At 71.5% G+C, this 16655-nt stretch carries 14 protein-coding genes; 13 read left to right on the top strand and 1 reads right to left on the bottom strand.

Going from position 1 to position 16655, the window contains the following annotated elements:
• The first annotated feature begins 43 nt into the window (after positions 1-43).
• From POL72_RS22210 to POL72_RS22190, 5 genes are all read left to right on the top strand, one after another.
• Positions 44-1663, top strand: coding sequence for a BamA/TamA family outer membrane protein (locus POL72_RS22210; protein ID WP_272097511.1), 1620 nt, complete (start codon positions 44-46; stop codon positions 1661-1663).
• Between the two features lie 104 nt (positions 1664-1767).
• The gene (locus tag POL72_RS22205; RefSeq protein WP_272097510.1) at positions 1768-2529 is read left to right on the top strand and encodes a hypothetical protein; all 762 of its coding nucleotides are present in this window, start codon (positions 1768-1770) and stop codon (positions 2527-2529) included.
• A 105-nt stretch (positions 2530-2634) separates the two neighbouring features.
• The gene (locus tag POL72_RS22200; protein WP_272097509.1) at positions 2635-3243 is read left to right on the top strand and encodes a precorrin-2 dehydrogenase/sirohydrochlorin ferrochelatase family protein; all 609 of its coding nucleotides are present in this window, start codon (positions 2635-2637) and stop codon (positions 3241-3243) included.
• A 163-nt stretch (positions 3244-3406) separates the two neighbouring features.
• Positions 3407-4702 (top strand): PEGA domain-containing protein, encoded by a 1296-nt coding sequence (locus POL72_RS22195; RefSeq protein WP_272097508.1) that lies wholly within the window; start codon positions 3407-3409, stop codon positions 4700-4702.
• Between the two features lie 10 nt (positions 4703-4712).
• The gene (locus POL72_RS22190) at positions 4713-5657 is read left to right on the top strand and encodes a hypothetical protein (RefSeq protein WP_272097507.1); all 945 of its coding nucleotides are present in this window, start codon (positions 4713-4715) and stop codon (positions 5655-5657) included.
• A 45-nt stretch (positions 5658-5702) separates the two neighbouring features.
• Here the strand turns inward: POL72_RS22190 and hflX are convergent, their stop codons facing one another.
• Entirely contained in the window at positions 5703-7571 is a 1869-nt protein-coding gene (gene hflX / locus POL72_RS22185; protein ID WP_272097506.1) for a GTPase HflX, read from the bottom strand.
• 219 nt (positions 7572-7790) lie between these two features.
• Between hflX and POL72_RS22180 the strand changes: the two genes are divergently transcribed.
• From POL72_RS22180 to POL72_RS22145, 8 genes are all read left to right on the top strand, one after another.
• Positions 7791-8909 carry a homoserine kinase gene (locus tag POL72_RS22180; protein WP_272097505.1) on the top strand — a complete coding sequence of 373 codons (1119 nt, stop codon included), beginning with the start codon at positions 7791-7793 and terminating at the stop codon, positions 8907-8909.
• 194 nt (positions 8910-9103) lie between these two features.
• Entirely contained in the window at positions 9104-9997 is an 894-nt protein-coding gene (locus POL72_RS22175) for a M48 family metallopeptidase (RefSeq protein WP_272097504.1), read from the top strand.
• Between the two features lie 45 nt (positions 9998-10042).
• Positions 10043-11860, top strand: a complete 1818-nt coding sequence (locus POL72_RS22170; protein WP_272097503.1) for a dynamin family protein — start codon at positions 10043-10045, stop codon at positions 11858-11860.
• Positions 11861-11968: 108 nt separating this feature from the next.
• On the top strand, positions 11969-12697 hold the full coding sequence (locus POL72_RS22165; protein WP_272097502.1) for a GTP-binding protein: 729 nt from the start codon (positions 11969-11971) through the stop codon (positions 12695-12697).
• Positions 12694-14301, top strand: a complete 1608-nt coding sequence (locus tag POL72_RS22160; protein ID WP_272097501.1) for a sensor histidine kinase — start codon at positions 12694-12696, stop codon at positions 14299-14301. The genes POL72_RS22165 and POL72_RS22160 overlap by 4 nt, the downstream gene beginning before the upstream one ends.
• Entirely contained in the window at positions 14298-15287 is a 990-nt protein-coding gene (gene thiL, locus POL72_RS22155) for a thiamine-phosphate kinase (RefSeq protein ID WP_272097500.1), read from the top strand. Before POL72_RS22160 ends, thiL begins: the two co-directional genes overlap by 4 nt.
• Before the next feature lie 679 nt (positions 15288-15966).
• Positions 15967-16242, top strand: coding sequence for a hypothetical protein (locus POL72_RS22150; RefSeq protein WP_272097499.1), 276 nt, complete (start codon positions 15967-15969; stop codon positions 16240-16242).
• 6 nt (positions 16243-16248) lie between these two features.
• The gene (locus POL72_RS22145; protein WP_272097498.1) at positions 16249-16554 is read left to right on the top strand and encodes a hypothetical protein; all 306 of its coding nucleotides are present in this window, start codon (positions 16249-16251) and stop codon (positions 16552-16554) included.
• The last annotated feature ends 101 nt before the right edge of the window (positions 16555-16655 follow it).

Below are 16655 nucleotides of genomic sequence, written 5' to 3'. Positions count from 1 at the left end.
TCGCCGACGCCTCGGCAGGCTCGGGCGGCGTTGCAGGAATCCTGTGAATCCACCTCGATTCCGGAGCTCTTCACGCTCCCGGGCCGTCCCCCTGCCCTCTGCGCTCGGCCGCGCCCACCTCGCGCTCTGGTGCGTGTTGCTCCTGGGGACGTGCCCGAGGCGCGCGCTCGGGCAGGGCGCGGAGGCCGCCGCCGGCGCAGGGCCCACGGCGCAGGAGCGAGCGCCGCACGCGGCCGCGCCCCTCCACCCGGCAGCGCTGTCGGCCGGCGCGGCGCTCCAGGAGAGACATCGCGTCCGGTACACCCTCGACGGCATCGAGATCCGAGGCAACGTGCGGACCGCCGCGCGCGTGATCCTCCGCTACGTGAGGTTCCGCGCGGGGGACCTGCTCGACGTCGAGGATCCGGAGATCGAGCTCACGCGCTACCGCCTCCTCGGGACCGGGTTCTTCGCCTCGGTCGGGTTCTCGCTCCGCAAGGGGGTCGAGCGCGGGAGCGCGACGCTCGTGATCGACGTCGTCGAGCGCAACACGTTCGTCGTGCAGGACCTCTGGCTCGGCATCGCGGCCGACGAGGACACAGCGGGCAACGCGAGGCCGCTCTCCGCGTTCACCGGCGTGCAGGTCGCCGAGACCAACCTCGCCGGGACAGGGATCACGCTCGGCGCCGGCGTCGGGCTCGCGGCGGACCAGCTCGCGCTGAGGACCCGCTTCGTCGACCCCGCGTTCGTGGGGACCCGCTGGTCGGCCACGGTGACGCTGCTCTACAACGACGCCCGTGACTTCTTCGGCAACCGGGCCGTCGTCTTCGAGTCCCCGTTGCTCGAGCAGCGCGAGGTCACGGGCTACGCCGTCGTCGCCTACAAGCGGTTCGGCGCGACGCTCGGCACAGGTCACGACGTCTCCTCCTCCTCGCGGCTGTCGCTCGATTACCGCCTGGAGCAGATCGACGCGACCGTGCCCACGGTCGCCTCGCACATGCGCGGCAACAGCCGCGAGCCCGTCGAGTTCGACATCCTGGGCGGCAAGACGGTGCTCTCGTCGCTGCACGCCGCGATCGATCACGACACGCGCGACGCGCCCTTCCTCGCGACGCAGGGCACGCTCGCCTCGGTCTCGGTCACGGTGGGCGTACCGCCGTTCGGCAGCGATTACGGCTACCAGAAGTTCGAGTTCGGCGCGCAGCGCTGGTTCCGCCTGCCCCTGCGGCACGTGCTCCGCGTCGAGGCGTTCGCCGGCGCGATCGCCGGGGACGCGCCTTTCTTCGAGAAATTCTACGTCGGCGATCTCACCGACCTCCTGCCGGATCGGCTGCTCGACCTCGCGCCCGATCGGAGGCAACCGCCGAACTTCCTCAGCACGGACATCATCGAGGTCCGGTACGGAGACTTCGCCGCGAAGCTCGAGGCGGAGTACCGGATCCCGGTCTACGCCGGCCGCGGGTCCATCTACGGCGTCGATCTCTTCGGCGCCGCGGGCCTGTACGGCCTCGCGACGCGCCGCGAGTTCACCGATGCGCCGACCGGATACGAGGGCTTCGCCCGCGTGCCCGTGGACATCACGTACAACCTCGGTCTGCGGGTCGACACGGCGGTCGGCGGCGTGACGCTCGCGTTCTCGAACCTGCTCGGGCTGATCCCGGCGCGGCGCGGTGAGCGGAAATGATCTGCTCCGACGCACCTCGCGGACCGAGGCGCGCGACGCACGGCGCGCGGCGCTCGGGCGGTGGCCGCCGCGCCTGGCACCTCCGAGACGCGCGGCGAGCGCTCGTGGCGCTCGGCCGCGGCGCGGCGCGCTGGCTCGGGATCGCGCTGCTCGCGACGCTCGCCCTCCGAGCGAGCTGGTCGATGGCCCAGGAGGGGCCTGGGCCCAAGGAGATCGCCGACGCGGACGCGCAGCAGGCGCTCGGCGCGCCGGCCGCGCTGCCCACCCGGGTGGCGAGCTTGACGCTCGACAAGACGATCGTGCAGCTCACCGTGGGCTTCCGCGACGTCGTCGACAGCGAGATCTCGAAGAAGCTGCTCAGCGGGCTCCCCACCGTCATCACGATGCGCGGCTACCTCTTCCACGAGAGCGGAGGCAACCCTGTCGCGCTCGCCGCGAAGAGCTGCCGGATCGTCTACGACCTCTGGGATGAGGTGTTCCGGATCCAGCTGATCCAGGCCGGAGGTCAGTCGAGCACGGTCGCGATCAACGTCGAGGGCGTGCTCCGCAACTGCGCCGAGGCCCGGCGGCTGCCGCTCGTGGAGCGGTCGCTCATCCGCGACGGCAGCCGCTATTTCGTCGCCGTGCTGGTCGAGGTGAACCCCATGAGCGCCGAGATGCTCGATCGCATCAAGCGGTGGGTGACCCGGCCGCCCGGCTCGACGGCGATCGGGCCGGGCGACTCGCTGTTCGGCTCCTTCGTCGGCCTGTTCGTGACGCGTATTGGCAACGCCGACCGGAGGCTCGCCTTCCGCACGCAGCCCTTTCTGCCGCCGGTGCCACCGCCCAGCCCGCCTCCGCCTCCCCAGGGGCCTCCCGGCCGCTGAGCCCCACGCGCGGCGGCCTCGCTCGCCGTCACGCCCCTCGCCCGCCGGGCGGCGCGTCGGTCTACAATCGCCGCGCGGCCCCGCGTTCGTGTCCGCTCCACCCCCATGCGCCTCTTTCCCATCGTGCTCGACCTCAACGGCCAGCGGGCCCTCGTCATCGGCGCGGACGGCGAGGCGCCGTACACGGTGGAGCGCCTCCTCTCGGCGGGCGCTCGAGTCTCCGTCGTCGCGCCAGGGCAGGTCGACGGGTCGATCGAGCGAGCCAGCCGGGAGGGGCAGCTCGATCTGCACCGGCGGGCGTTCGTGGAGGACGACCTCGCCGGTGCGGCGATCGTGTTCCTCGTGCCGGGCGACGAGGCGCTCTCGCGGCGCCTCCACCGAGAGCTCGGGGGCGCCGGGCGCCTCGTCTGCACGCTGGATCGCCCGGAGGTGTCGAACTTCGCCAATCCTTCGGTGGTCTCTGCCTCCGGACTGACGATGAGCTTCAGCAGCCATGGCGTCAGCCCCGGAACGATACGGCGCATCCGGGAGGACCTCGGCGCCCTCTTCTCGGATCCTCGGTTCGCCCGCTACATCGAGGCGCTGCGGCGGCTCCGCGAGAGCCTCCCTCGGGGCCCGGAGCGGGCCGCGCGCATGCGCCAGGCGACCCTGGGCTTCGGGCTGGAGGCGAGGCTTCGGTTCCCTGCATGGCTGGAGCGAGGCGACGAGCCTTGATGTCCGAGGAGGCCGCGCCGGAGCAGCGGGGGCGCGGGCCTCGGCGCGGACCTAGGCCAACGCGCGCGCGCCCCCGGATGAACGCGAAACCCCTTGTGTAGAGCGGCCTTCAAGGCTTAAGTGGGCGCCCACGCGACACTATCCGCGGAGGAGGGCTTACGGTATGCGTTCACGATCGGGCCGGCTGACGATGTTGACCTCGGCGGCGATGGTCTCTGGGCTCCTGACGCTGACGAGCGTCAGTCCGGCATCTGCGCAGACGGATGCCAAGCCGGCAGCGCCCCCGGCGGGTAAGCCGGCCGCCCCGGCGGCGGCTCCTGCGAAGGCAGCCACGTCCGCGGCGCAGGCGCCCACCACCGCTGCGACGCCGGCCGCGGCCGGCGCGACACCTCCCGCGGCCGGCGCGACGCCGCCCGCGGCCGGGACGCCCGCCGCGGCTCCCGCGAAGGCCGGGACGCCCGCGACGGCGGCCCCTGCGAAGGCCGGTGAGCCCGCGACGAAGGTGACCACCACCAAGCCGAAGAAGGCGCTGACCGAGAAGCAGAAGAAGGACGAGGCCAAGAAGCTCTACAAGGAGGCCGAGGCCAGGTTCGACAAGGGCGAGTTCGCCGTCGCGGCCGACCTGTATCGCCAGGCAGACGAGTACGTGCCCGGCGCCGCGCCGAAGTACAAGCTCGCCCTCTCGCTCGACAAGCAGGGCCTCGTCACCGAGGCCGTCGCGGCGTGGCAGGCGTTCCTCGATTCGAAGCCGGACGCCGAGAAGTTCAAGGAGAAGATCGCCGAGGGGCAGGCGCGCGTCGAGGCCCTGAAGAAGACGCCGGCGAAGGTGAAGGTCGCGACCGTCCCGGAGGCGCCGCCAGGCCTCAAGGTCGCGGTCGACGGCGTGGCCCAGACCGGCAAGGAGCTCTCGGTCCCGCCCGGCAAGCACACCCTCACCGTCTCCGCCGAAGGGTTCGCCGACGCGAGCCAGGAGCTCGATGTCACCTTCGCCGAGGCGCGCGAGGTCAACGTCACGCTGACGCCGCAGGCGCCGGCGCCGGTCGCTGCGGCGCCCGCGCAGCCCCCCGCCCCGCCGCCCGCCGAGGCGCCGCCCGCGCAGCCGCCGCCGCCGGCAGCGCCGATCGAGCCGCGCTCGCCGGTGCCGGCCTACGTCACCCTCGGGCTCGCCGGAGCCGGCGTGGTGGTCGGGACGATCTTCGGCATCCAGGCGCTCGGCGCGAAGAGCGACTTCGACGACGCCCCGACGACCAAGACAGCGGACAAGGTCGATCGCTTCGCGCTCATCGCGGACATGTCCTTCGCGGTGGCGCTCACGTTCGGCGTCACCGGCGCGGTCCTGCTCCTCAGCGACGACCCGGCCCAGGCGAAGGCCGCAGCGTCGAGCGTGACGAAGAAGGCGTTCGTCACTCCGTTCGTCAGCCCGACAGGCGGCGGCGCCGCCGCGCGGTTTACCTTCTAAGGGGACTACTATGTGGAAGAAACAGCACCTTCTCGCGGTGGCGCTCTGCGCTGGCGCGCTCTCGACCCTCGGGATGGGTTGCGAGCTCATCGCCTCCGTCGATCGCTCGCGCATCCCGGGGGACGTGGGTCCCGACGACGGATGTTCTGACGGCACGAAGAACAACGAAGAGACCGACGTCGACTGCGGCGGCTCCGTCTGCCCTCAGTGCGACAACGCCAAGGCGTGCACCGCGGCCGGCGACTGCACGAGCGGCTTCTGCGCCGACGAGGTCTGCTGCGACACCGCCTGCGACGCGGACTGCGACGCCTGCACCGCCGCGCTCAAGGCGTCGGGCGAAGACGGCACGTGCGGCCCCTCGAAGGCCGAGACCGCGTGCGGCGAGCCGACGTGCTCCGAGGGCGTCGAGACGAGCCGCGGCACCTGCGACGGTGAGAGCGTGGAGTGCGCGCCCGGCGAGGAGAAAGGGTGCGAGGAGTTCGCCTGCGATCCGAAGGCCAACGCCTGCTTCACCGAGTGCATGGAGGACGCGCATTGCGCGAAGTGCCACGAGTGCGGCGCAGACGGCGCCTGCGCGCTGGCCGCGGCCGGCACGGACGGCCTGGGCTGCGACGAGGGCCAGGCGTGCGACGCCGCGGGCGAGTGCAAGCCCGCGAACGGCGTGGAGTGCACGGAAGCGAGCGAGTGCGCCAGCGGGCTCTGCGTCGACGGCGTCTGCTGCAACGCCGCCTGCGACTCGGCGTGCATGGCCTGCAACGTCGAGGGGTCGGAGGGCACATGCTCGAACGTCCCGCTCGGCAGCGAGGACGGGACGGATTGCAGCGAGGCCAACGTCTGCGACGGCAAGGGCGCTTGCAAGCTGGCCGCTGGTGAGGACTGCACCACCAACGAGCAGTGCGCGAGCGACAAGTGCCTCCCCACGCTCTTCACGTGTGACGCCATCCCGACGCCCTGAGCTCTCCCCGGCTCCCGCCGGGCTCCCCAGGGAGCCCGGCGGAGCTCACGCCTCGAACGTCCCTCTCACACGCGAGCTGATCTCCCCTGCCCCGGAGCTCGAAGGCGGGCCCAGCACCGTCATCGACTGGGCTTCCCCCTCGAACAGCCCGCCGTCCCCGAGCTCGCCCTCCGCGGCTTCCACCTCGTAGGTGGGCACCATTGCGGCCTCTTCCCAGCGGCTCTTGAGCCGCTCCGCGAGCTTCGCGAGCAGCTCCCGCGTCGTCTCCCGGTCCGTGGCGGACAGGACCACCGCGTCCGGGTGCCCGAGCAGCAGCCGCCGCCCCTCCGCCGGGGCGATCAGGTCCGCCTTGTTGAACACCACGATGCGGGGGATGCCGATGAGATCGAGCTCGGTCAGCAGCGCCTCGGTCGTCTCGATGTGCTGGTCGCGCGCGGGATCGCTCGCGTCCACGACGTGGAGCAGGAGGTCGGCGTCGGCGGCCTCCTCGAACGTCGCCCGGAAGGCGGCGAACAGATCCTTCGGCAGCTCCCGGATGAAGCCGACGGTGTCGGTGATCACCACCTCGCGCTCCTCGGGGAAGCGCAGCCGCCTCGAGCGGGTGTCGAGGGTCGCGAACAGCTTGTTCTCGGCGAGCACGTCGGCGCCGGTCAACGTGTTCAGCAGCGTGCTCTTGCCGGCGTTCGTGTAACCGACGATCGAGACCACCGGCACGCCGAGCCGGGCGCGGCGGCGGCGGCGCTGCTCCCGCTGGCGGGAGAGGCGCTTCAGCTGCGCCTCCAGGAAGCTGACGCGCTCCTTCGCGCGGCGGCGCCCGATCTCCAGCTTCGTCTCGCCGGGACCGCGCCCGCCGATGCCGCCCGTCAGGCGAGACAGGGAGTCGTCCTTCTGCCCGAGGCGAGGGAGCGTGTACTTCAGCTGGGCCAGCTCGACCTGGAGCTTGCCGTCCGACGACTCGGCCCGCTGGGCGAAGATGTCGAGGATGAGCTGCGTCCGGTCGAGCACCTTGAGATCCGTGTGCTTCGCGATCGCCGAGGCCTGGGAGGGGGTCAGATCCCTGTCGAAGACCAGCGTCTCCGCGTCGAGCTCCGAGGCGCGCAGCACGACCTCGTCCAGCTTGCCCTTGCCGAGCACGAGCCGCGGGTCGAGGCGATCGCGCAGCTGGAGGACCGTGTCCGCGACGTCGACGCCCGCGGTGCCGGCGAGCTCGGTCAGCTCGCGCAGGCTCTCCTCGGCCCGGGCGAGCGCGCCCGCCTTGGATTTCTCGGCGACGTGGACGAGGATCGCGCGGCCGTCCTTCGCCGCGACCGACCGCGTGCGCGACCGCTTCGTGAACTCGTCCTCGAGCGCCTGGATGAGCGCGCCGAAATCGACGTCGGCGCGGCCGATCGCGACGGGGCCCACGGTCCGATACGGCAGCGCCGCCTCCCCGCGGCCGTCGCCGCGCCCCTGGGCCTCGTCCACGGTCACCGTGACCGCTTCCTTCCCGTGGACCGGCACGTTGTACGCGTACTGGAGGGTCCGCGGCTCGCCCTGCGGGGTGAGCTGCACGGCCGCGACGAGGTCGAGCCGGAGGCGGACGAGATCCACGAGATCGTCCCGGGTGAGCGGCTCGTTGAAGAGGTGCGTGTGGATGAGCCGGAGCGCCCTGAAGCGGCCCTGCGCGGCGCGGAGGCGCCCGATGTCCGGCAGCATCAGCCGGGTCGCGTCGCCGACGATGACGTAGTCGATCTCGCCCGAGCGGTGGACCAGCGCGCCGACCTGGCGCCCCGTCTCATGCGACGCCTCGGCGAGCGCCTTGATGAGCTCGGGGGTGGCGATGCTGGCGAGCGGGACCTTGCGGCGGTAGATGCGCTCGAGGGTCTTGGTGGCCTGGGGGCTGAGTCCGGTGGTGTTTCCGTAGAGGGTGGGCATTCGATAATCGAAGGGGGATGTTGCTCCCGCTCACTCGATTTCATAACCCACGCAGGGCCGGTCCGCGACCAGGGGCACCGCGGATCTTCGTGAGGAGCGCGCATTTTCTCATCGCTCGTCCCCCTTCCGTTGCTCCCCGTCCCTCCTCGCATCCCGCTCGGCGCGCTCCTCCAGGTTCCTGTGGAGGCCGCGCGCGAGACGAGGCTACCCTGCGCCGCGATGGCCATCCTGACCCCCCTCTCGCTCGCGGATGCCCGCCGCATCGGCGCGCTGTACGGCCTGGAGATCGCCGATGTGCGCGGCCTCCTCGCCGGGAGCGTCAACTCCAACTTCGCGTTGACGCTCGCCGACGGCCGCGGACAGGTGTTCCTGCGGGTCTACGAGGAGCAGCAGCTCGGCGCGGCGTCACGCGAAGCGCGCATGCTCGAGCACCTCGCGGCCGGGGGCGTCGCCACCCCGCAGCCGCTCCGGCGCCGCGACGCGGCGCCCTCCGACGCGGCGTCCGTGTCGGAGGGCGCCGCGTCGGAGGGCGCGGCGCCCTCCGACGCGGCGTCCGTGTCGGAGGGCGCCGCGTCGGAGGGCGCGGCGTTCGTCGCGGAGCACGCAGGAAAGCCGGTCGCGCTGTTCCCGTGGGTCGCGGGCGCGTCGCTCTGTCAGGCGCGCGTCACGCCGGACGCGACCCGCCGCGTCGGCGCGGCCCTCGCGCGGGTGCACCTCGTCGGCGCCTCGTTCGAGGGGGCGAACGCCAGCCGGTTCGACCTCGACAGCCTCGACCAGCGGCTCCGGGGGCTCCGTTCCCCTGCGCCCGGCGCGGGCGCGAGGTCGACGGCCTCCGGTCCCGCCCCGGCTCTCCCGCCCGACGTGGCCGCCGCCGTCGACGAGCTCACCGGCCGGCTCGAACGGATCCGCGCCGCGGCGCCGCGGACCCCCGGCCCCCAGACGCTGATCCATGGCGACCTCTTCCGCGACAACGTGCTCTGGGAGGCCGGCGAGATCTCCGCGCTGCTCGATTTCGAGAGCGCCTCGCGCGGGAGCGCCGCGTTCGACCTCGCCGTCACGATGCTCGCGTGGTGCTTCGGCGACGATCTCGACCCGGACCTCGTGTCCGCGCTCGGCGCCGGCTACACGGCGGTGCGGCCGCTCTCAACCGAGGAGCGCGACCGTTTGTTCCACGAGAGCGTGATCGCGGCGCTGAGGTTCTCCATCACGCGCATCACCGATTTCGAGCTCCGCCCGAAGGGCAGCGGTGTCTACAAGGACTTCCGGCGCTTCCTTGCGCGGCAGCGGACGCTCGAGCGCCTCGGCCCGGAGGGGCTCCTCGCTCTGCTCGGCGTCTGATCCGCGTCGACTCGCGCCCGGTCCGCATCGGGCCCGCGCCCGATGTGCTTCCGCTGTCTGATCACCGTCTGCTTGCCGTCTGCTCGGCGTCTGATTCAGATGTGAGCGGAGGTCGTCTGTGATTTTGCGTTAACTTCGCTTCGCCTGACGATGGCGGCGTTGCGCGGTCCCGGCCAGGCCGTTACCTTCGCCGAATGGCACAGGTCGGAACGCTCGATTTCAAGGGCTTCATCGAGAGACGGAAGGGCCAGCGCGCGGGCGGCGGGGACGGCGCGGGCAACGCGTATGCCTACGTGTCCGACAAGAACACGCGGCTCGCCTTCGAGAAGATGCGTCCGGTCGAGCTCGCCGTGACCGCCGCGGTCAGGCTGTTCAAGACGGTCGGCAAGAACGAGCTGCTCGGCCACGCCGTCAAGGTCGGCCCCGCGCAGTTCCCGCGTGTCCACAAGCTCGCGGTCCACTGCGCCGAGACGCTCGGGATCGCGACCCCGACGATCTACATCGTCAACAGCCCCACCCTCAACGCGGCCACCTACGGGACGAACGACGACTCGTTCATCATGGTGCACTCGGCGCTCGTTGATCATTTCACCGACGACGAGCTGCTCAGCGTCATCGGCCATGAGTGCGGCCACATCCACAACAGCCACGTGGTCTACCTGACCGCCATGCACTACCTGACGCGGATGGCGTCGGTCTTCGTGAAGTGGATCGTCGGCCCGGCGATGCTCGCGCTCTCCGGCTGGTCGCGCCGGGCCGAGGTCACCTGCGACCGCGCCGGCCTTCTCTGCGCGAAGAGCCTCGACGTCTCGACGCGCGCGCTCACCAAGCTCGCGCTCGGCTCGACCAAGCTGTACGAGGAGCTCAACCTCGAGGCGTTCATCGCCCAGCACGAGGAGGGCAAGGGCGGCGTCGGCAGGTTCGCCGAGTTCACGGCCAGCCACCCGTGGCTGCCGAAGCGCGTGCTGGCGCTCCGGGCCTTCGCCGAGAGCGAGCTCTACAAGCGCCACGCCGGGCTCGGCGCGAGCGGCCTCTCCATGGAAGAGGTCGACGAGAAGGTGCACGAAGTCATCAAGATCTGGGGCTGAGGGGCTCCCCGCTCCTGGCAAGGCGCAAGGCCGAGGTAGACGCACATGCTCGAATCCTTCCACAGCCGCAAAGACGACGTGACCGGGGCGCTCAGGGATCTCGTGACGTTCGCCGAGTCCCTCGGCGCCAAGAGCGTCGCGGCGCGCATCACGAACGATCTCGTGAAGAAGCTCGACGCCGATCGGTTCCACCTCGTCGTTGTCGGCGAGTTCAACCACGGCAAGACGACATTCGTGAACGCCCTGCTCGGCGCCTCGATCCTCCCCGTCGGCGTGACGCCCACGACGGCGGTGATCCACCACCTCGAGTACGCGGCCGAGCCGCGCGCCGAGGTGGTCTACGCGTCGGGCGAGCGCACGGGCCTGCCGTTCGAGGACGTGCGGGCCTTCACGGTCGGCGGAGAGCGCTCGTCGAGCGCCGGCGAGGTGAAGTTCCTCGAGGTGGGGTACCCGGCCGAGCTCCTGCGCGAGCGCGTGGTCCTCGTCGACACCCCCGGGGTGAACGACCTCTCGCTCCAGCGCGCGGACATCACCTACAGCTACATCCCGCGGTCGGACGCCGTGCTGTTCCTCATCGACGCCGGCCAGCCGCTCAAGGAGAGCGAGCGGGTCTTCCTCCAGGAGAAGCTGCTCGGGCAGTCGCGCGACAAGATCCTGTTCGTCGTGACGAAGCGCGACATCTGGAGCCAGGACGAGGAGGTCGAGGCGCTCGCCTACATCCGGAGCGAGCTCGGGAAGCTCGTGAAATCGCCCGTGGTGTTCCCGATCTCGAGCGAGCGGGCGCTGGAGGGCGATAGGCCCGGCAGCGGGATGCCGGAGCTGCTCGATCACCTGACCCGGTTCCTCGCCGAGGAGCGCGGGCGCATCCTGCTCGACAACGCGCTCGGCGAGGGCCTCGAGTCCGCGCGCCTGCTCGGCAAGGGCGTGGACGCGCGGCGGCGCGCGACCGCGATGTCGCGCGAGGAGCTCAGCCGCCGCATCGAGATGATCGAGAAGGACCTGGCCGGCCAGTCGCGCACCATCGAGGAGCGGCGCGCCGGCATCCGCGAGGAGGTGAGCGCCATCCGGGCGTGGGTGCACCGCGACCTGGATCGCTTCGTCGACGATGTGCTCCGGCAGCTCCCGGCGATCATCGACGAGGCCCACACCGACGAGATCAAGGTCTACCTCGGGGCGTTCCTGGAGCGCACGTTCGCCGAGTGGGCCCAGGCCGAGACGAAGGAGATCGCCACGGCGCTCGAGGCGCTCGCCGAGAAGACGATCGCGCTCGTGCGCGAGGACGCGCACGACGTGGCGAAGCGGGTCAGCGAGGCGCTCGGCGGCGACGTGAAGACGCCGAACGTCGAGGTCGACACGTTCGGCTACGATGTCGGCGTCTTCGCGCTCTTCACCATCGGCCTCGGCGTGATGTTCACGAACGCCCTGCTCGGCGGGATCCTGGCGCTCGCGGCGCCTGTCCTGGCGGTGTACGTGAAGGAGAAGGTCGAGGCCGAGACCCGCAAGAAGGCGAAGGAAATGGCGCCGGTCGCGCTGCGCGAGGCCGCCACCCGGATCGGGCCGAAGCTCGACGAGATGATCCAGGAGTTCGCGAGCCGGCTCGACGCGTGGGTGGTCACGGCCGGCCAGGAGCTGCACCGGGAGGTCATCGAGGTCCTCAAGGCGGCGCGCGAGGAGCGGGTCCAGGCCGAGCCGAGCAGCGAGAGCCAGCTCAAGGCGTGCGACGCCCAGGCCGAGGCGCTTCAGGCGCTGACGTCGCGCCTGGAGGGGCTGCGGAGCGCGCTCTGGACCGTCGAAAACGGCGAGAGCAGGCCGATCCCTCCGCCCGTGTCCAGCGTGCCCAACGCGCCCGGCGGCTCGGCCTGAGCGGGGCGCACGCCTCCTGACAAGGGAGGAGATCCGGCCCAGCCGGACCTCCTCCGCCATGCGCCGTGGCCATATCCAATCGTCGGGCGCTCATGCGAGAATGCGGCCGTGCAGCTCGACTTCGCAGCCCGTGAAGTGACGATCAAGCTCGTCTATTACGGCCCGGCGCTCAGCGGCAAGACGACGAACCTCGTCTCGCTGCACGGCCTCGCCGGGTCCGACGCTCGCGGACGGTTGATGACGCTCGAGACGCAGGACGATCGGACGCTGTTCTTCGATCTCCTGCCGCTCACCTTCCGCGCGAAGGACGGCGACGTCTCGCTCCGCATCAAGCTGTTCACCGTGCCCGGCCAGCCGATGCACGCCGCCACGCGGAGGCTCGTGCTCCAGGGCGCGGACGGGGTCGCGCTGATCGCCGACTCGCAGATCTCCGAGACGCAGCGCAACGCCGAGGCGTTCTTCGACCTCCGCCAGAACCTGCGAGAGAACGGCCTCGATCTCGCGAGGATGCCGCTCGTCATCCAGTTCAACAAGCGCGACCTGCCCGACATCCGGAGCGACGAGGAGCTGGCGCGGCTCGCCGCGCGGGGCAAGGAGCCGGTGTACAAGGCCGTCGCGACCCGCGGCGTGGGCACGGTGGAGACGCTCATGGGTCTGCTCCACCTCACGTGGGAGACGCTCGATCAGACGCATCAGCTCTCGAAGCGGCTGTCGATCAGCGGCGAGGAGCTCCTGAACAGCGCGGCGCGCCAGCTCGGTGCGACGAGCTCGGTGAACGACCTCCTGGCAAGGCGAATGGGCGGCAGCCTCGAGAAGAGCTCCCGGATCGTTCCATGAGGCCCGACGCCCACAAGGGGACGCCGGCGGATTTCGGCCTCGACGACGAGGATCTCCTCAGCATGCCGGGCTCCGCGCCGATTCCATCGGCCCGGGTCGCGGACGGGCCCAGCTCCTCGAAGCGCGACGGCGCGTCCAGCGCGCCTGAGCCCTCGACGCTGCCTCCCCCCGCGGCGGCGCCGGTGGTCGACCTTGTCGGCATCGGCCCGCTCTCGCTCGAGGATCTCGTGGATCGCCAGGCCCTCGGGGAGATGGCGGCTTCATTTCACAAGCTGTTCGGCCTGCCGATCCGCATCCAATCGATCAACGGCGCGACGCTCGCGGAGTCGGGCGCGCTCGCGCCGCTCCCGCCGCTCGGCGGCCTGACCGGCGGCGAGCAGGAAGGCCGGCGGGCCAGCGCGGCGCCGGCGGATCGTGCGGCAAGACAAGGCGCGTCGGCCGGCAGCGAGGTCGCGGATCCCCGCTTCGAGGGCGCGCTCTACCAGGTGTTCCCGATCGAGTACGACGGGCGTGCCATCGGCCGGTCGATCCTGGGCCCGTACCTCCCCGACGGCCTCGACGAGCCCCCTGCCGCGCAGATCGAGGCGGCGTCCCACCTCGATCTCGCGCCTGCGGCGGAGGGGTGGCTGCGGATGCCGCGGCTCCGGCCGGAGCGGCTCGGCGCGATCGCGGACCACCTCCGCTCGGTCCTCGATCTGATCCTGTTCAGCGGGCACAAATCGCTCCTCACCTCGACGATGCACGTCGCGTCGATCCGCGAGAGCTTCCGTGAGCTGTCGCAGAAGAACGCCGAGCTGGAGCAGGCGTACGAGCGGCTGAAGGAGCTCGACCGGCTCAAGTCGAACTTCCTGGCCACGGTGTCGCACGAGCTCCGGACCCCGCTCACGTCGATCATGGGGTACAGCGAGATGCTCGCCGAGGGCATCGGCGGGCCTCTGACCGATGAGCAGCGCGAGTTCATCGATACGATCCGTTCGAAGAGCGAGCAGCTGCTCGGGCTCATCATGAGCCTCCTGGACCTCTCGAAGCTGGAGAGCGGCACGTTGATCGTGCACCGCACCGAGGTGGCCGTCGGCCCGGTGCTCGTCGAGGCGGCGTCGACGATCGCGCCTGCCGCCTCGAAGAAGGGCGTCGAGCTCCGGATCCAGGCCGAGGACGATCTCCCGCCGGTGCTGGGGGACGGCGACCGGCTGCGGCAGGTGTTCATCAACCTCGTCGAGAACGCGGTGAAGTTCACCGAGGCGGGGGGCGAGGTGCTGCTCGTCGCGCGCGCCGTGAGCGAGGACATGGACGACCTCCCCGGGCTGGTGCTCGTCGCGCCCCTCCAGCAGGCGGTCGAGATCCGCGTCGTGGACACGGGCATCGGCATCCCTGCCGGCGAGCGGCTGAAGGTCTTCGACCCGTTCTACCAGATCGATCAGAGCTCGACCCGGGAGCACGGCGGTACGGGACTCGGTCTCTCGATCGTCAAGCGCCTGGTCGAGGCGCACAGCGGCACGGTCCGCATCGAGCCGAACGAGCCGCGCGGCACCGTGTTCGTGGTCAAGCTGCCCACGGTCGCCGGCTCGCCGGCGAACAGCGTCCTGCCGCCCATCTTCCAATGAGCGGGCGCTCCGAGTGGAAGCGCATCGACATGCTGCGCGCCGTGCTCGGGGGCGCGGCGGGCGATCACGTGCTCTGCGGCATCGGCGATGACGCCGCGATCCTCGCGCCCGCGGCCCCGCGGGGCGGCGCCCTTCCGGGCGCCCCGGAGCCGCTCGTCTGGACGGTCGACAGCGCCGTCGAGGGCGTCCATTTCCGGCGCGATCTCCTGGGCTTCGAGGATCTCGGCTACCGCGCGACGATGGCCGCGGCGAGCGATCTCGCGGCGATGGGGGCGCGCCCTGTCGGCCTGCTGGCCGCGCTGGTGCTGCCCCCGAGCGTGAGCGACGACGAGCTCGGCGCGCTGGCGAAAGGTCAGCGCGCCGCGTGCGACGAGATCGGCACCGCGATCATCGGCGGGAATCTCTCGCGGGGCGGCGAGATCTCGATCACAACGACGGCGCTCGGCGTCGCGGCGCTGCCGCTCAGGCGCGACGGCGCGCGACCGGGCGACGCGCTCGCGCTGGCGGGTCCGGTCGGCCTCGCCGCGGCCGGCTTTGCGCTGCTCGATCGCGGCATCGCGCCGGCCAGCGCCGCGGCCGAGCAGGCGATCCGCGCGTTCCGCCGCCCGGTGGCGCGCATCGACGCGGGCCTCCGCGCGGCGGCGCGCGCCCGCGCGGCGATCGACGTCTCCGACGGCCTCGTGGCGGACGTGGCGCACCTCGCGCGCGCGAGCGGCGTGCGCGCGCTGCTCGATCCTGCGGCGCTCGTGGGCGTCGACCTCCGCGACGCCGCCGCGCTGCTCGGCGTGGACGCCCTGGATCTCGCGCTCTACGGCGGCGAGGACTACGCGGTCGTGGTCGCGGGCCCCGACGTCGGGGAGCTCGCCGGCTTCGTGGCGATCGGCCGCTGCGCGGCGCCCGAGGAGGGCGCGAGCGACGTGGCGTTGCTCGGACCGGGCGGGCAGCTCACGAGCCTCGTGGCGCGGGGATACGACCACTTCGCCTGAGTCCGTCTGATCCAGCGGCAGCGCTCGCGAGCGCGCCTGGCGCTCTCCCAACCGCGTCCACGGCGCTCGCGAGCGCGCCTGGCGCTCCCCCAGCCGTGTCCGCGGCGCTCGCGAGCGCGCCTGGGGTTCTCCCAGCCGCGTCCGCGGCGCTCGCGAGCGCACCTGGGGTTCTCCCGGCCGCGTCCGCAGCGCTCGCGACGGGCCGAACCTTGCGCGCCGTGCCCGTCGGGCGCTGCCCGGGCCGCGCTTCGTTTTCCGGGCGTTCCTTCCCGTTGCGGCGTCGCGCTCGGCGACCCTGCCTTCGACATCGCGGTGACGCTCGCCGGAGGCGAGACCCCTCATGTGAGGGGCTACGAAATCGGCGCCGAGGGCCATGTCGTCCGATGGGAGCTCGACGCCGAGGGCCGGCTCCTCAGGCTCGTTGCGAACGACGAGACCATCCAGACCGAAGCGCCTCTCTCGCTGGGAACGAAGTCGTACCTGCTGCCGACCTTGCAACCAGGCACGGAGCCGGCGCTGAGCTACCACCAGGTGCCGGAAGGGCTCGTACCCGAGGCGATCGACTACCAGACGAAGGCAGATACGGTCCTGCTCAAGCCGCTCGCCGCGTTGCTCGTTCCTTTTTTTCACGGAAACACGTCGGCGGACACGATCGACACGGTGGCCGACGAGGTGTTGCTTGGCAAACGAAGCGCCATGCTGGAGCGGCTCGCCTCCCTCTCGAAGCACACTCGATTTCAGAAGCGAGTCGCTGATCAACGGCCTCGGCAAGCTGATCCACGAGGGCCTTCTGAAGGCCGAGGACGTGCAGATCGTCCTCTTCGACAAGGACGAGGAGACCGGCGAGGCCGAGGTGCGCCTCGCCGGCTACCGCGACAGCGGCGCCCTCCACGACTGGCCGTACGGCTTCCTGTCCCCCGTCGCCGACCGACGTGTACGCTCCGCGGCGGAGTGACGCGCGGTGCTCCTCCACCTCCACGAGTCCGCGGCGGCGGACGCGCTCTCGAACAGCGCCACCGCGCGAAGCTCGCACGCGTCCATCGAGAACCTGCTCCTCGCGCACTTCGATGGCAATCACGTGGTCTCGCTGCGCCCCGAGGACGCCGAGGCGCTCCTCGGCTCGGCGCACGGCTGGTCCCCGCGCGGCAAGTCGAAGCGAGATCTCGCCAGGCGCTTTCACCTACTCGCTAACGAGGACGCCGCCCTGAAAGAGCTCGCCGACGAGGTGCTCGCCTTCGGCCTCGCGCTCGCACCGCTTTCGACGTGAGATCCGAGCGCCTGCTATATCGCGGCGGTCTTGGCGAGAAGCGTCGCCTCGGCCTCATCGCTCTCGGCTCGCGAGGCAGATCCCTGGCAGGATTTCTGAAG

Source organism: Sorangium aterium, assembly GCF_028368935.1.
In the GTDB taxonomy this organism is placed as follows: Bacteria; Myxococcota_A; Polyangia; order Polyangiales; family Polyangiaceae; genus Sorangium; species Sorangium atrum.
Note: the sequence above shows the minus strand (reverse complement) of the source record. Positions and strands in the feature narration are given on the sequence as shown.

Bases quoted from the DNA above. Each gene is read 5' to 3' on its own strand.
- POL72_RS22170 (WP_272097503.1), top strand. From the start codon at position 10,043: ATGCTCGAATCCTTCCACAGCCGCAAAGACGACGTGACCGGGGCGCTC.
- POL72_RS22160 (WP_272097501.1), top strand. From the start codon at position 12,694: ATGAGGCCCGACGCCCACAAGGGGACGCCGGCGGATTTCGGCCTCGAC.
- hflX (WP_272097506.1), bottom strand. From the start codon at position 7,571: ATGCCCACCCTCTACGGAAACACCACCGGACTCAGCCCCCAGGCCACC.
- POL72_RS22180 (WP_272097505.1), top strand. From the start codon at position 7,791: ATGGCCATCCTGACCCCCCTCTCGCTCGCGGATGCCCGCCGCATCGGC.
- POL72_RS22175 (WP_272097504.1), top strand. From the start codon at position 9,104: ATGGCACAGGTCGGAACGCTCGATTTCAAGGGCTTCATCGAGAGACGG.
- thiL (WP_272097500.1), top strand. From the start codon at position 14,298: ATGAGCGGGCGCTCCGAGTGGAAGCGCATCGACATGCTGCGCGCCGTG.
- POL72_RS22200 (WP_272097509.1), top strand. From the start codon at position 2,635: ATGCGCCTCTTTCCCATCGTGCTCGACCTCAACGGCCAGCGGGCCCTC.
- POL72_RS22190 (WP_272097507.1), top strand. From the start codon at position 4,713: ATGTGGAAGAAACAGCACCTTCTCGCGGTGGCGCTCTGCGCTGGCGCG.
- POL72_RS22195 (WP_272097508.1), top strand. From the start codon at position 3,407: ATGCGTTCACGATCGGGCCGGCTGACGATGTTGACCTCGGCGGCGATG.